9 protein-coding genes and 1 riboswitch are annotated in these 15,320 nt (G+C 57.7%); of the genes, 4 read left to right on the forward strand and 5 right to left on the reverse strand.

The features are described 5' to 3' along the window. Position 1 precedes the first annotated feature (1 nt). From IPM39_22980 to IPM39_22990, 3 genes are all read right to left on the reverse strand, one after another. On the reverse strand, positions 2–1,285 hold the full coding sequence (locus IPM39_22980) for an O-acetylhomoserine aminocarboxypropyltransferase/cysteine synthase (GenBank protein ID MBK8988899.1): 1,284 nt from the start codon (positions 1,283–1,285) through the stop codon (positions 2–4). Positions 1,286–1,491: 206 nt separating this feature from the next. Further along, positions 1,492–1,615: riboswitch (SAM riboswitch) on the reverse strand. A gap of 113 nt (positions 1,616–1,728) precedes the next feature. Beyond that, complete coding sequence (locus tag IPM39_22985) at positions 1,729–1,929, reverse strand: hypothetical protein (GenBank protein MBK8988900.1); 201 nt, start codon at positions 1,927–1,929, stop codon at positions 1,729–1,731. A 217-nt stretch (positions 1,930–2,146) separates the two neighbouring features. Then, positions 2,147–4,075: a serine protease gene (locus IPM39_22990; GenBank protein MBK8988901.1), complete on the reverse strand. Its 1,929-nt coding sequence runs from the start codon at positions 4,073–4,075 to the stop codon at positions 2,147–2,149. A gap of 230 nt (positions 4,076–4,305) precedes the next feature. Between IPM39_22990 and IPM39_22995 the strand changes: the two genes are divergently transcribed. The 4 genes from IPM39_22995 (at position 4,306) to IPM39_23010 (ending at position 10,321) form a co-directional block, all read left to right on the forward strand. After that, positions 4,306–7,587 carry a tetratricopeptide repeat protein gene (locus tag IPM39_22995; GenBank protein ID MBK8988902.1) on the forward strand — a complete coding sequence of 1,094 codons (3,282 nt, stop codon included), beginning with the start codon at positions 4,306–4,308 and terminating at the stop codon, positions 7,585–7,587. 12 nt (positions 7,588–7,599) lie between these two features. Beyond that, a complete protein-coding gene (locus IPM39_23000) occupies positions 7,600–8,292 on the forward strand; it encodes an HAD family hydrolase (GenBank protein MBK8988903.1) in 693 nt (230 codons plus the stop codon). 242 nt (positions 8,293–8,534) lie between these two features. Further along, positions 8,535–8,960 (forward strand): ferritin-like domain-containing protein, encoded by a 426-nt coding sequence (locus tag IPM39_23005; protein MBK8988904.1) that lies wholly within the window; start codon positions 8,535–8,537, stop codon positions 8,958–8,960. Between the two features lie 395 nt (positions 8,961–9,355). Beyond that, positions 9,356–10,321, forward strand: coding sequence for a site-specific integrase (locus IPM39_23010; protein ID MBK8988905.1), 966 nt, complete (start codon positions 9,356–9,358; stop codon positions 10,319–10,321). A gap of 76 nt (positions 10,322–10,397) precedes the next feature. On the opposite strand, the gene uvrA is transcribed toward IPM39_23010, so the two are convergent. Both uvrA and pgi read right to left on the reverse strand, forming a co-directional pair. Continuing rightward, positions 10,398–13,418: an excinuclease ABC subunit UvrA gene (uvrA, locus tag IPM39_23015; GenBank protein MBK8988906.1), complete on the reverse strand. Its 3,021-nt coding sequence runs from the start codon at positions 13,416–13,418 to the stop codon at positions 10,398–10,400. A 207-nt stretch (positions 13,419–13,625) separates the two neighbouring features. Further along, on the reverse strand, positions 13,626–15,266 hold the full coding sequence (pgi, locus tag IPM39_23020; protein ID MBK8988907.1) for a glucose-6-phosphate isomerase: 1,641 nt from the start codon (positions 15,264–15,266) through the stop codon (positions 13,626–13,628). Positions 15,267–15,320 lie beyond the last annotated feature (54 nt).

Here is a 15,320-nt window from a genome sequence, read left to right on the forward strand (position 1 = left end):
TTTAGGCGGCGCTTAATGCCTGGTCCAAATCCCACAAGATGTCTTCAATATCTTCGATACCTACGCTCAGGCGAATAAAGTCCGGGGTGACACCGGCCGTCTTCAATTCGGCTTCCGTAAGTTGGCTGTGGGTCGTGGAGGCGGGATGAATCGCCAACGATTTCGCATCGCCGACATTCGCCAGGTGGCTGAACAACTGCAAGTTATTGATAAACCGTTCACCGGCGGCGCGGCCGCCCTGAATGCCAAAACCCAGGATGGCCCCGCTGCCTTTAGGCAGCAGCCGTTTGGCGCGTTCATAATGGGGATGGCTGGGCAGACCGGGATAAGAGACCCAGGCAACCAAAGGATGCGCTTCCAGGAACTCGGCCACCCGCTGCGCATTGCTAACATGGCGGTCAATCCGCAAACTCAGGGTCTCTAACCCCTGAATGGTTTGCCAACTGTTAAAGGGCGCCTGCGACGCGCCAATGTCGCGCAAAATCTGGACGCGAGCCTTCAAAATAAAGGCCGGCGCACCCAAATCCGCGTAGACCAAACCATGATAGCTGGGGTCAGGCGTGGTGAAATTGGGGAAACGGCCGCTTGTCCAATCAAAATTCCCCCCATCCACAATCGCCCCGCCAATCGTCGTGCCATGCCCACCGATAAACTTGGTGGTCGAGTGGGTGATAATGTTGGCGCCCCATTCAAACGGCCGGAAAAGATACGGCGTAGGGAACGTGTTATCAATCACCAGGGGAATGTGATACTTTTGGGCAATCGCCGCAACTTCCTCAAAGGGAAAAACAGCAATGTCTGGATTGCCCAACGACTCCCCATAGATAATTTTGGTATTGTCCTGAATGGCCGCCTCAAACGCCGACGGGTCTTCCGGGTTCACAAACGTCACGTCAATACCCAGGCGGGGAAAGGTATAGTTAAACTGGTTGTACGTGCCGCCATACAATCGGCTGCTGCTGACTAAATGGTCGCCTGCGCCGCAGATAGTCAAAATCGCCATCGTTTGCGCTGCGTGGCCGCTGCTGGCGGCCAGCGCACCCACGCCTCCTTCCAGATCGGCCAGGCGCTGCTCCAGCACGTCCGTGGTAGGATTCATGATACGGGTGTAAATGTTGCCAAATTCTTTCAAGGCAAAGAGATTGGCCGCATGTTCCGTACTCCTGAACTGGTAACTGGTGGTCTGATAAATCGGCACGGCGCGGCTGCCGGTGGTCGGGTCCGGCTGCTGCCCGGCGTGCAGTTGACGGGTGGTAAAACCTAATTTGCGGGGCTGATCGGTCATGAAAACGCTCCTTTTCAAATTATGAATGGTGGACTGCGAATTGTGAACGATGAATACGATTGCGAATGAACTCATGACCTGGCGCCAGATCAATTCAAACTTCACAATTCACGATTCAAAATTCACAATTCTTGAGCGTTTTCTGGGAGATTTGCCTTTTGCGGAATACAACGCTTAGGGCACAGGGGGGCGGAAACCACGGTCCTCTCTCATCTTCCAGAATCGCTCTGCCGGAATTGGCACCCGGTCGCTGTTTGTGTCTGGCTAGACATGAACAGTCGGGTTGCCGAGGCTTCATCGGGCCGGTCCCTCCGCCTCTCTGGATAAAAGTGACACTATATAGTTGTTAGTTTTCGACTATACCGATTCGCCAGGGATTCGTCAAGCAACAGAATTGCACAAAAGTACCACGATTGCAATTGTGCAGATAAGACAGGTCTAGCTTATTCCTCAGGCAAATTGGGAACGTCTAGCGTTAATTCCTGGCTAACAAACTCAAAGAGCAGCGCCAGGTCGGTGAAATGCCGCCATTCACCGGTGCGGACATCCTGCACTGAAACGTGCCAGGCCGGCGGCTGCGCCTGCATCCGCCGAAAACGTATCAGATAAGATTGATACTCTTGTGGCGCTGGCTTGTAAGGCATGGCTCGATAACCTTCTTGGCATCAAACAGGGGCAAGGGCAGGGGCACAATACACTGTGCCCCTGCCAAACAGGCAATCAATACGCCGCTGTCCGGAGACCTGGTACAGTTGTCCAGAAATCAGGACCAGGTTTGTAGGGGCTGGCCTTGTGCCTGCCCCAGAGGGCGACCACAAGGGTCGCCCCTACAAACATGATGCGAATTTACGGAAAGCTGTACTAGCCGTTGTTGACGATAAACGTATTGAGAATACGGTCCAACGCATCCAGGTCGGCGTCGCTGACAACCTGAACCATGATGAGCGCCAGGTAGCTGCGGTCGGCTGGTTCAGCGGCCATGACGACCAGCAGGGTTTCTGTGCCGCCACAGTTCAGCCAGAGATCATATTTGCCGGTGTAAACGGAGTCATCATAATCACTGCGTGGGCCTCCGCTGTCGCAGTCGGAGCTAAACTCAAAGGCATCCAACAGTTCGTCCACAGAAACATCAAACTGGTCGGTGGCCCCAAAGAAAACGCCGGGCGTGGTCCAGGAGTTCAAGAATTTATCCAGGCTTGGCGCGGCCGTTACCGAAAGGCCAATGACTTCACCACTTAGTTCCCAGGGACTGCCATCTACTTCGCCCCAGGTTGAGGGGATTTCCAGCGTCATCAGGCCAGAGTCATCGGTGACGGCGACGTAATCGGTGTATGTCGTGGCGCTGCTGCCGGTGCTGGCGCTGTCGTTGTTGCTGGCTTCGTTTTGCAGCGTTTGGGCAAAGGAGAAGGATTGTTCCAGGACACGGCCGTTCAACTGCCCGGCCAACACCTCTTCGCTGCTAAAGCGCAGGACTTCCACCGCCAATTTGTCGTTGGGGCCATGCGTGCGCAAAATGTCGCAGTAATCGGCCATTGTGCCGTCCAGGGCCAGGATCAGGTTTTCCAGGCTGGTGATGATGTCGCCACCTTTGACGCCCACTTCATCGGCTGGCGAACCAGATTTGACGGAGGAAACCCAGATGCCGGAGATGTTTTGTCCATCGTTAACGGCCGTGCCATTCACCCCAATAGACAAATAATCATTTCCCTGACGAAGCTGATCGATCACCGGCAGCGCCTGCGCCTGAGCAATGGCGAAATATTGGTTGGTGGTGTCTGATCCGGCGTAATTGACAGCCACAATTTTGCCATCGGGCGTCAACAGCGGGCCGCCAGAGTTGCCAGGGTTGATGGTGGCGTCATGTTCGATCACGTCATCCACCGAAGCCCAATTGGTCTCGCCAGAAGTACGCGCTTTGGAAACAATGCCCCGCGTCAGTGTGTATTCCGGGTCGCCCAGCGGGAAACCGGCCGCGTACACATCCAGACCCACACCCACCGGGCCATCGTACCATTCAAAATAGGGGTAGCCATCGCCGTCAATATCTATCACCGCCAGGTCGGCGCATTCAGAGACGCCCAAAATGCGGGCGTTGCGCGGCTGCGATTCGCCGCCGACCCACACCTTGAGCAAAGCAGCGCCGGTAACGACGTGATTGTTGGTAACGGCAATCCCGCTGGGGTCAATAATAAAGCCAGACCCGCGCCCGGCGGCGTTGTAGAGAGTCCCCACTTCGGGATCAACAAAAGTCCCTTCGGCTTGAATCTGAATGACACCTGATTTGGCCTGTTCCAGACTGGAGATGGCGCCGCTGGCAACGGCCGTTTCCGCCGTCGCCTCGGCGACAACTGTTTCCGTCCTGGTGTCCTGGGCCAAGCCACCCGACACCCGGAAAGGCAAAACACGCGCCGATTCCCCATTCAGGAATAGTTCCACCTGGTAATCGCCGGCCGGCCAGGGGCCATTGTTGGTCAGGTCAAAGGTCAACACGCCGCTGCCATTGGTCAATTCTACATCGTCGAGAATGGTGTTGGGATCCGCGCCGGTAACGGCAACGGCCGTCCACGATGCCTTCACTTTGGTATCATCGGGCGCGTTCGCCAGGTCCACAATCAGCCAAAACGTATCATCGGGGGCATAGGTCGTGGTAGATTGCGCGCCGCTCTCATCTTTGGTCAGTCGGGCATTGGCGATGTTGGCCGTGCTAAAGCTAATTTCCTTCCCACCACAAGCCACCAACCAAAAAAACAAACCAAACAAAGACACCTTGAGTAATTGTTTAAGACTCATTTGTTACGCTCCTTGTAAATAATGATTCACCACGGAGGCGCGGAGGATATGGTGATTTAACCCGTCAATCCTCCGTGTCTCCGTGGTGCAATCTCAACCAGAGTGTATCGTTACACCTGTCATAGATTGCCGTAGAATAGTGGACAAGCGCCAACAAAACGCCAACAGATGGTCAAAAAACGTCGAACAACCAAAAGGGGCTATAATCCAAGACAATGAGTCGCCTAGTCATGAGCTTCTTTGGACCGTTCCAGGTAACACTGAACCAGCAGCCCCTCAGCGGCTGGCGTTACGACAAAGTCCGGGCGCTGCTGGTTTACCTGGCGTGCGAGCAGTCGCGCGCTCATTCGCGGGACGAACTGGCGGCTATGCTCTGGCCAGACAGCGCCAACGCCGCCGCCCGTAAAAGCCTGCGCCAGGCGTTGACCATTTTGCGCGCCGTGATTGACGACGAAACGGCCGTACCCCCCCATCTCCTCGCCAGCCGTGAAACCCTCCAGTTCAATCCCGCCAGCAGCCACACGCTAGACGTGACCCGCTTCGCCACCCTGGTCCGGCAGGTCCAATCCCATGCCCACAACGATATGGCAGCCTGCGACGCCTGCCTGACGGCCCTGGCGCAGGCCACTGCCCTTTATCACGGCGACCTATTGGCCGGTTTCTCCTTGCCAGAAAGTGTGCCCTTTGAAGAATGGCTTATCTCCACCCGGGAACGGCTGCGGCTACAAACCATCGAAGCGTTGGGCCAGTTGGCAGCAGCCTATGCCCACCGAAACAGCCACGATCTGGCCGTGCAGGCGACGCGCCAACAGTTGGCGCTGGACCCCTGGAACGAGACGGCCGTCCGGCTGTTGATGGGCACGCTGGCGCAGCGCGGGCAGCGGGCCGCAGCCCTGGCAGAGTATGAACGCTGCAAGCGCATTCTGGCCGACGAATTAGGTATCACACCATCGGCCGAAACCATCGCCTTGTACCGTGAAATACGCGGTGAAGAGGGCGCGGCTGCCTGGCAGCCCCTGGAACAGGCCGGTCTGTCGCCGGCAGTCGTCCCCACGCCGCTCTCTCCACTGATTGGCCGTGAACAAGAGACAACGGCCGTCATCACCTTTTTGCGCCAGGACAGCGTGCGCCTACTGACGCTGATGGGACCGCCCGGCGTCGGCAAAACACGCCTGGCGCTGCATGTCGCCCAGGCGCTCCAGGCAGACTTCCAGGGCAGCGTCTACTACGTCGCTCTGGCGGGCATCGCTGACCCCACATTGGTCACAGTCGCCATCGCCCGCACGATGGGCGTTCCCGGCGACCAGGCAAAGGCTTCGCCGCTGCTTCAACTCACCCGGGAATTGCAGAACAAACGGGCGCTGCTGGTGTTGGACAACTTCGAGCAGCTGCTGGCGTCAGCTGCGGCCGTTCTCGACCTGCTGCACGCCTGTCCCCAACTCAAAATCCTGGTCACGTCGCGCGCCCCCTTGAACCTGCGCGGCGAACAACGGTATCTGCTGCCCACCCTGCCAGATGACCCGGCCATCCGCTTGTTTGTGGCCCGCACCCAGGCCATCGTGCCCGATTTTAGGCTGACGCCGGAGAATGAAACGGCCGTCGCCGCTATTTGCCGCCAGGTAGATGGACTGCCGTTGGCTATCGAACTGGCCGCCGCCCGCGTCCGGCTGCTGCCACCACAACGGCTGCTGCAACAGCTCAGCAGCGCCTCTGGCAAAGCGCTGAGCCTGCTGAAAGGGGGTGGCCGCAGCAGTACCGACCATCATCAAACGCTCCACCAGGCCATCGAATGGAGCTACGATCTGCTGGACGAGGCGCAGCGGCGGTTGTTTGCTCGATTGGGCGTCTTTGCCTCTGGTTTTACTCTGGAAGCCGCGGAAGCCGTCTGCCAGATTGGCCCTGGCGCGCCCGATCTGGCGGAAAGCATTGAGAACCTGCTGGATAACAGCCTGCTGCGGCGCAGTGAAACGGCCGTCCATGGATACCGCTTCCTCATGCTGCAAACTATCCGCCACTATGCCCTGGAACGTCTGGCCGACAATGGCGAAGCCCCCCTTATGGCCAGCCGCCACGCCGACTATTTTCTCGGTCTGGCTAAAATCGCTGCGGCCGAACTGGCCGGGCACAACCAGGCCATCTGGCTGGAACGGCTGGAAGGGGAGCAAAACAACTGCCGGGCAGCGCTGGAGTGGAGCATTGAACATTCGCCGGAGCAAGGGTTAGAGTTAGCTGCCGCGTTGTTTCCTTTTTGGCACACGCGCTCTTATTTGCGCGAAGGGCGGTTGTGGCTGGATAGGGCATTGGCGCAGGATGGACCGGAAACGGCCATGCGCGCCCGCGCCCTGGCCGCCGCCGGTCTGTTGGCCCAGCGCATGGGTGATTATGCCCAGGCGGAGAGCCAAACCCGCACGGCCGTTGCCCTGAGCCAACAACTAGGCGACTCAGTCACCACGGCCTACGCCCTGAACAACCTGGGCATCGTCCTCATGTCCCAGGGCAACAACAGCGCCGCGCTGCAATTGGCTGAAGAAAGCCGCGCTTTCTGTCAGGCAGCGGGCGACGAGATGGGCGTCAGCCGCGCCCTGATGATTATCGGCCAGGTGGCTTTGCACGAAGACCGCCTGGCCACCGCCGAGGAAGCGTTGGCCGCCAGTTTGGCCTTCTGGCGGCGGCAGGGCGACCGCAAAAACGCCATTTTGTGCCTGCTGAATCTGGGGCGCGTCCATATGATGCGCGGGGCGTATGCCGCGGCGGCGCAAGTCATTCGGGAGGGCGTGGCTCTCAGCCGGGCGGTGGGCGACCGGCACTTTGAGATGGTGGGGTTATGGACAGTGGGCGAAATTGCCCTGCTGCTGGGCGACACCCCGGCGGCAGTGGCTCAATATGAAGTCTGTCTGGCCCAAGCGCGGGAAATCGGCGACCAATACTTTGAGGCGCTGACGCTGAGCAAATTGGGCTTGCTGCAATTGGAGGTCGGGCGCAGCTTTCTGGCGGGCAGGGGCAGCGAGGCTGACGCAGAAGCCACTTTGCCCCCAGATTGGGCCGCGGCGGAACGGTCGCTGCAAGTGAGCCTGGAATTGGCGCGGCAGATTGGGGCCAGGTGGGGCGTAGCCGATGCTCTGGGCAATTTAGGGCTGGCCGCCCTGCGCCAGCAAAATCCAGATCAGGCTGGCGAGCTGCTGCGGCAAAGTTTGCAGTTGTTTTATGAACAAGGAGACCGGGCGAACACGGTGTTGGTCTTGGAGCGGCTGGCGGCTGTGGCCGCGGCCCAGACGCGCCCGGAACCCGCCGCGCAGCTGCTCGGCGCGGCCAACGCCTGGCGCATCGCGCTGGAGAATCCGCTGCCGCCCAACGAAAAGGCTGATTACCAGCAGCTAATGACCGCCATCCGCCGCCAATTGGGGGAACGGCCGTTTGCCCTGGCCTTTGCCACCGGGCAGGCAATGAGCCTGGAGCAGGCTTTATCAACCGCCGCGGGTTTGCCGGGCAAATCCGCCTATCCATCTGAATGAGGTCTACAGGTTATGATCCACACAATTGCCTTCGACGGTGACGATACACTCTGGCACAACGAATCGCTTTATGCCCTGACACAGGCGCAGTTTACCCAACTGCTGGCCCCTTACCACGACGCGGCCTGGGTCGAGCAAAAATTGTATGAAACCGAGATGCGCAATTTGCGCCTGTATGGCTATGGCCTGAAAGCCTTTACCCTTTCCATGATCGAGACCGCCATCGAGTTAACCGAGGGCCGTATTCAGGGGCACGAAATCCAGCAGATCATAGACGCCACCAAAGCCATGCGCCAGAACAAAATTGCCCTGCTGGATGGCGTGGTCGAGACGGTGGCGCAGTTGAACGGCCGTTACCGCCTGATGCTGATCACCAAAGGGGATTTGCTGGACCAGGAAGCCAAAATCGCCGGTTCTGGTCTGGCCGATTATTTTGATGTTGTGGAGATTGTGAGCGAGAAGACGGCCGTGACCTATCAGGCCATCTTCGCCAAATACCAGATCCAACCGGATACATTCCTGATGGTCGGCAATTCGGTCAAATCGGACGTGCTGCCGGTGGTGGCCCTGGGTGGTATGGGCGTCCACGTGCCCTACCACATCACCTGGGAACATGAGAGGGCACAAGGTGGGGAGACGGCCGTTTACCACAGCCTGTCCCATCTCAGCCAACTGCCTGATCTCTTAATCCGCCTGAACCATTAATTCATCTTGACGCCGCTCCTCTCATAGGCTATCGTTAAATTCAGGAACGACGCGCCAGACACCACAAAACGCAAGGCTCACTGTATCTGGCAAAAAACGCTTCCCCTTTAACAACCCTATAGGTGTCCAAAGAAATCTTCGCGCAATTTGTAGAACGATTTTCCCAATCGTTCTACAACAGCAGGAAAAGAGTTTTCCGGACAACTAGACTCAATTCCCATTCCCAAGAAAAAGGAGCAACAATGGACAAGCAAACCTTAATTGACCACTTGAACGATGATTTAGCCAGCGAATTCAGCGCCATCATCCAATACATCACCTATGCCGCCAAAGCCACCGGCCCTTACCGGCCACAGTTGGCCCAATTCTTCCTCACCGAAGTAGCCGACGAGCAGATCCACGCCCAATTCCTGGCCAATAAAATCGTCGCTCTGGGCGGTGAACCGACCACAACCGCCAAACCCGTGCCGCCGGCGGCAACCAACCGCGCCATGCTGCAAGCCATCCTGGCCGCTGAATTAGAGGCTGGCAAGGGCTACACCCAACGCGCCCAAGAAGCCGAAGCCTACGGCGACAAAGGGCTGGTGGTCGCTTTGGAAGACATGGTGCGCGACGAGATGGGCCACTCCGAAGAAACCGAACGGATGCTGCGCGATTGGCCGCTGTAAAACAGATCGTCGCAAATGAGTAAAAGCAAAAAGGGGCGTTTAAACGCCCCTTTTTGCTTTTACTCATTTGCAATACACCCTTTGCAACATCGTTCTTGGGGCGATTTTCTTGCCTCAGCAATTCTCATTTTGCAATCCAACCGTAGGGGCAGGACAGCATCTTTGCCAATCACCAATACCTTGCCTCCCGCCCGTCTCGCCCCTCTTTGGGTCCCATTGGGCGAGACGGCGCGGGAAAATGGCGTCCGCTGCGGCTGTTATCTGTCCGCGCCGTCCCACCCCTACGATAACACCAGGGCAAATTGAGAATTGCTGTTCTTGCCTTTGAAACCTTGACAAAAGTCGGCGTTTACTCTATTCTGTTAATACTATGCGAAAACAAGAAGGAGTCCCAAATGGCCGATAATCCACAACCACCACTATTCTCAAAAAGCGAACTCCCCACCGACCAAAGCGGCCAGCACATGTCACAAGCCATTCTGACGGCCGATGCTTCGATTCAGGCCGCCATAGGGCTATTTGAGACCCATATGCGCGATGAGGGCTTTGCGCTGAACACGCGCAAGGCATTTGTCAGCGATGTCCGGCTGCTGGGCAAATATCTGGGCATTGGGCAGCCAATTGGGGCCATCGGCACCAAAGACCTGAATGATTTTCTGGATTGGCTGGAGAACAAGCGAGGTGTGCCGTGCAGCGCCAAATCCTATTCACGGCGGGTGACAACGTTGAAGATATTTTTTGGCTGGCTGCACGAGAGCGGTGTGCTGCTCAACGACCCATCTACGGCCGTTATCCAGCGCAGCGTGAGAAGCCCATTGCCCGTCCTGCCTACGGAAGAAGACCTGGAAAAAGCGACGGCCGTTACCCTCAGCCTGATGCGGGGCGACGGCGATAAAAAAGCGGATGCACGCCCACATCTGCTGCTGACTCTGCTGCTGCAAACTGGCATCAAAAAAGGGGAGGCAATGGCCATTGTGCCCAATCACATTGACCGCAGCGATCCCGATAATCCTGTTTTGTTCATTCGCTATGCCAACCCACGCCTGCGCTACAAAGAGCGCAAAGTAACCCTGACGGCCGAATGGCTGGATGTGCTGGATGAATACACGGCCCAATACCAGCCGCCAGACACCATTTTCACCTGCACGCCGCGCAACCTGGAATACATTCTGCGCGATGTCAGCGATGCCGCCGGTCTAGAGAATGGGCTGCTGTCGTTCGAAAATTTACGCTGGTGCTCTGCCCTGCGCGACTGGCGCAATAAGGAAGAGCCAGACGACATCCGGCAAAAATTGGGTCTGTCTAAGATCACCTGGCGCGACACAAAAGCAAAGTTGGAGAAATTGGCGCAGGGGGGCTAGTGGCAGTATCCAGAAGTCAGTATTCAGTTTTCAGTGCGCCTTTGCGTTGAAAATTTCTCTGTGACTAAAAAGATATTCACTGGCTGGCTAGAGCCAACATCGCTCGCAAAAACTGCCCGGTATAGCTGGTTTCCACCTGAGCCACTTCTTCCGGCGTGCCCTGAGCAATGATCTGCCCGCCGCCATCGCCCCCTTCCGGGCCGAGGTCTATTAGATAATCGGCCGTTTTAATTACGTCCAGATTGTGTTCAGTGACAATAACCGTATTGCCGGCGTCCACCAGTTGGTGCAGCACATCCAACAGCTTCTGGATGTCGGCAAAGTGCAGGCCCGTCGTCGGCTCGTCGAGGATGTAGACGGTGCGTCCGGTGGCGACGCGGCTCAATTCCTTCGCCAGTTTGATGCGCTGTGCCTCACCGCCGGAAAGAGTCAGGGCGCTTTGCCCCAGTTTTACATAATCGAGTCCTACATCGTGGAGCGTTTGCAACATGCGGGTAATTTTGGGATGGTTGGCGAACAGCTCCAGCGCTTCCTGCACGTCCATGTCCAGCACATCGGCGATGGTTTTGCCCTTGAAGGTCACGGCCAATGTTTCGCGGTTGTAACGCCCGCCATAACATTCGCGGCACATCACCCACACATCGGCCAGGAAGTGCATTTCTACTTTGCGCAGGCCGTACCCCTGGCACGCCTCGCAGCGGCCACCTTTAACGTTGAAACTGAAACGGCCGTTTTTATACCCACGCAGTTTCGCCTCCGGCGTATTGGCAAATACCGTGCGAATTTCGTCAAACAGCTTCACATACGTCGCCGGGTTAGAACGGGGCGTGCGGCCAATTGGGTCCTGGGTGATATTGATCACCTTGTCCAGATGCTCCAGACCAGAGAGGCGGGCATACGGGCCAGGCGTGGTCTGGGCATTGTTCAGGGCGCGGGCCAGGGCCGGTTCCAACGTTTCAGCGATGAGACTGCTCTTGCCGCTGCCAGACACACCCGTGACGCAAATCATGGTTCCCAGCGGGAAACGGGCGTCTACGTTTTTCAGGTTGTGCAGCCGCGCCCCCAGCAGTTCGATGCTGCCATTGGTGGGAATGCGCCGCGTCGGGTGCTGCCCGCCGTGACCATTGGGTGACGAGACCTGCAACACGCCAGACAAATAGCGGCCGGTCAGCGAATTGGGGTCGGCCATCACCTGCGGCGGTGTCCCGGCGGCTATCACTTCGCCACCCTTCACGCCCGCGCCGGGTCCCAGGTCAATCAGCCAATCGGCGTCGCGCATGGTCTCTTCGTCGTGTTCCACCACCAGGACCGTGTTGCCCATGTCGCGCAGTTGGTGCAGCGTCTCGATGAGCGCCCGGTTGTCGCGGGCGTGCAAGCCGATGGACGGCTCGTCGAGGATGTACAACACGCCCACCAGCCCACAGCCAATCTGGCTCGCCAGACGAATGCGCTGCCCCTCGCCGCCAGACAGCGACGGCGCGGCGCGGTCCAGTGTGAGGTAATGCAGCCCGACGTTGAGCATAAATTGCAGCCGGTCGCGGATTTCTTTCAGCACTTCTTCGGCAATCTCGAACTGTTGTGAGGTCAGGGATGGGTGTTCCGTTTTCCGTGAACCGTAGTCCGTGTTCCGCAGTCCGTTTTCCGTATTCCGTGTTCCGTTTAGGGCATACGGCTCACGGTTTACGGCATACGGCATACGGCTCACGGTATACGGCTCGCGGCCAACGGCCAATGAAACCACCCACTCATACGCCTCATCAATCGCCATGCGCCCGACTTCGGTGATGGATTGGCCGCCAACGGTGACGGCGCGGGCTTCAGGGCGCAAGCGGGTTCCCTGGCAGGTGGGACACGGCCGTTGGCTCATAAAGCTGGCGTAGAAGGCGCGGGTATACTCGGAGCTGGTCTGGCGAAAGAGGCGGTAGATGTTGGCGATGATGCCTTTTAACGGCCGTTTTGTCTCCCCCGTCCACTGCGCATCATTGCCCTCGGCCTCATACTTGATGTGTACTACCTCGTCGCCGGACCCATCAAACAGCACGTCGCGGAACGACTGTGGCAGTTCGCGCCAGGGAGTGTCCAAATCTATGCCATAATGCTCGGCGATAGATTCTAACTGCGTCGTCTGCCAGCGGTTTTTTTTCTTACGCACGTTGCCATACCAGCGCAGCGCCCCATCCATAATGGACAGCGTTTCATCCTCCACAATCAGGTCCGGGTCCACCTGCATTTGCGTGCCAATGCCCTGACAATCCGGGCACATACCCAGCGGCGAGTTAAAGCTGAACAACTGCGGCGATAATTCCGGGAAGCTGATACCGCAGTGGGGGCAGGCGTTGTGTTCGCTCAGCAGCAGCTCTTCGCCGCCCAAATCGGCAATCAGCAGACCGTCACCGGCGCGCAAAGTCGTCTCTACCGAATCTACCAGTCGCGGCAAAAACGATTCGTCGGCCGCGGCCGGAGTTTGCAGCCGGTCTATGACCAGTTCAATGGTGTGTTTGGCTTTTTTGTCCAGTTTGGGCAGCGCGCCGGACAAATCTACCATCTCGCCATTGACGCGGGCGCGGGTATAGCCGTCCTGCCGCGCCTGGGTCAGCGCCTCCAGATGCGCCCCTTTGCGGTTGCGGGCGATGGGGGCCAGCAGTTGAAAACGGCTGCCGGCCGGCAGAGCGGCCAACTGATCGGCGATCATTTGCGCGGTTTGCGGCTGAACGGCGCGGCCGCACTGCGGGCAGTGGGCCAGGCCGATGCGAGCATATAACACGCGCAAATAGTCCATCACTTCGGTGACGGTTCCGACTGTGGAGCGCGGATTTTTGCTGACCGCTTTTTGCTCGATGGCGATGGCCGGGCTGAGGCCGCTGATGTGGTCTACTTTGGGTTTTTCCATCTGGCCGAGGAATTGGCGGGCATAGGCGGAGAGGCTCTCGACGTAGCGGCGCTGCCCTTCGGCGTAGATGGTGTCGAAGGCCAGGGATGATTTACCGCTGCCGCTGACGCCGGTGAGGACAACCAGTTGGTTGCGCGGGATGCGCACATCTATGTGCTTGAGGTTGTGCTGTTGTGCGCCACGAATGTAGATGATATCGGGTTCCATAGTTTTTCCGCAATCAGTGATCAGAATTCCGCTGTGATATTATGTGAACATGTGTTCTATTACACACAAACATTATAGCATACATGGGGCACGGCCGTTACCCCAAACATGCCCATCATAAAAAGAAATCCTGACAACTTGTGTCAGGATTTCAACTCTTGTTGTTGAATTAGAGTGCAGGCGAGACGCCCGCGCTCCCAGCCGTGATCAGCGCATGGTTTTGTAGGCGTTGATCAGCCCATTGGTCGAAGCGTCATGGGCCGACACCGGGGCCACGCCGCGCAGTTCGGGCAAAATTGCTTTGGCCAGCACCTTGCCCAACTCTACCCCCATCTGATCAAACGAATTCACATCCCAGATGACGCCCTGGGTGAAAATTTTGTGTTCGTAGAAGGCGATGAGTGTGCCCAACGTTTCTGGCGTCAGTTTTCTAAACAGCAAGGCGTTCGACGGCCGATTGCCGGCAAACGTCTTGGCGGCCACCAACATCTCTAGCTCTGCCTGGCTGAGATTGCTGTTGGCTAATTCGGCGCGGACTTCAACGGCCGTTTTGCCTTTCATCAGCGCTTCTGGTTGGGCGAAAAAGTTAGACAGCAGCAGGGTATGATGGTCGCCCAGCGGGTTGTGGCTCTGCGCCGCGGCGAGAAAATCGCAGGGGATCAACTTTGTGCCCTGATGAATAAGCTGGTAAAAAGCGTGCTGCCCATTGGTCCCTGGCTGGCCCCAAATCACCGGCCCGGTGGAATAATCTACCGGCTTACCGGCCCGCGTCACACTTTTGCCGTTGGATTCCATGTCTCCCTGCTGGAAATAGGCCGGGAAGTATTGCAGGTATTGGTCGTAGGGCAAAATGGCGTGGGATTCCGCGCCGAAGAAGTTGTTGTACCACACGCCCAACAAGGCCATGATGATCGGGATGTTGTGGGCAAACGGCGCGGTGCGAAAATGCTCGTCGGCGTGGTGCGCGCCGGCCAACAAAGCCGCAAAATTGTCGAAGCCGACGGCCAGGGCGATGGACAAGCCGATAGCCGACCACAAAGAGTAGCGCCCACCGACCCAATCCCAGAACTCGAACATGTTGTCGGGGTCAATGCCAAAGGCGGCGACGGCCGTCTCATTGGTAGACAGGGCGACAAAATGTTGGGCAACGGCCGTTTCCTCCCCTATCGCCCGCAGAAACCATTGCCGCGCTGTATGGGCGTTGGTCATCGTCTCCTGCGTGGTGAAGGTCTTGGAGGCAATGAGAAACAGCGTCGTCTCCGGCTGCACCTGGCGCAGCGCCTCGGCGATGTCTGTGCCGTCCACGTTAGAGACAAAATGGGCGCGCAGGTCGCGCCGGGTATACGGCTTCAGCGCCTCCACCACCATTTTTGGCCCCAGGTCGGAGCCGCCAATGCCGATGTTGACAATATCGGTGATGGGCAAACCGGTGCAGCCGCGCCAGTAGCCGGAGCGCACTGCTTCGCTAAACCGCTCCATTTTAGCCAACACACGGTTCACTTCGGGCATGACATCACGGCCGTCTACCAGAATTGGCCGATTGGAACGGTTACGCAAAGCCACGTGCAGCACGGCGCGCCCTTCGGTATTGTTGATTTTTTCGCCGCTGAACATCGCTTCAATCCGCTCGGCCAACCCGGACTGTTCGGCCAAAGCCAGCAAATGAACCAGGGTTTCCTCGGTGATGCGATTTTTGGAATAATCGAACAACATATCGCCAAAGCGCAATGAAAATTTGTCGAACCGGGTCGGATCGGCGGCAAACAGGTCACGCATGTGAACGGCCGTCATCTTCTTATAATCGTCTAGCAGAGCTTGCCAGGCGGCAGACTTGGTAAGTGTAGACACAGGTTACTCCTTTCAATCGTCAATCACCAATCGCAAATCGTAAATCGCCAACAT

This window comes from Candidatus Leptovillus gracilis, assembly GCA_016716065.1.
GTDB lineage: Bacteria > Chloroflexota > Anaerolineae > Promineifilales > Promineifilaceae > Leptovillus > Leptovillus gracilis.

Excerpts from the sequence above, each read along its gene's own strand:
- IPM39_23005 (MBK8988904.1), top strand. The coding sequence starts at position 8,535 with ATGGACAAGCAAACCTTAATTGACCACTTGAACGATGATTTAGCCAGC.
- IPM39_22995 (MBK8988902.1), top strand. The coding sequence starts at position 4,306 with ATGAGCTTCTTTGGACCGTTCCAGGTAACACTGAACCAGCAGCCCCTC.
- uvrA (MBK8988906.1), bottom strand. The coding sequence starts at position 13,418 with ATGGAACCCGATATCATCTACATTCGTGGCGCACAACAGCACAACCTC.
- IPM39_23010 (MBK8988905.1), top strand. The coding sequence starts at position 9,356 with ATGGCCGATAATCCACAACCACCACTATTCTCAAAAAGCGAACTCCCC.
- IPM39_22980 (MBK8988899.1), bottom strand. The coding sequence starts at position 1,285 with ATGACCGATCAGCCCCGCAAATTAGGTTTTACCACCCGTCAACTGCAC.
- IPM39_22990 (MBK8988901.1), bottom strand. The coding sequence starts at position 4,075 with ATGAGTCTTAAACAATTACTCAAGGTGTCTTTGTTTGGTTTGTTTTTT.
- IPM39_22985 (MBK8988900.1), bottom strand. The coding sequence starts at position 1,929 with ATGCCTTACAAGCCAGCGCCACAAGAGTATCAATCTTATCTGATACGT.
- IPM39_23000 (MBK8988903.1), top strand. The coding sequence starts at position 7,600 with ATGATCCACACAATTGCCTTCGACGGTGACGATACACTCTGGCACAAC.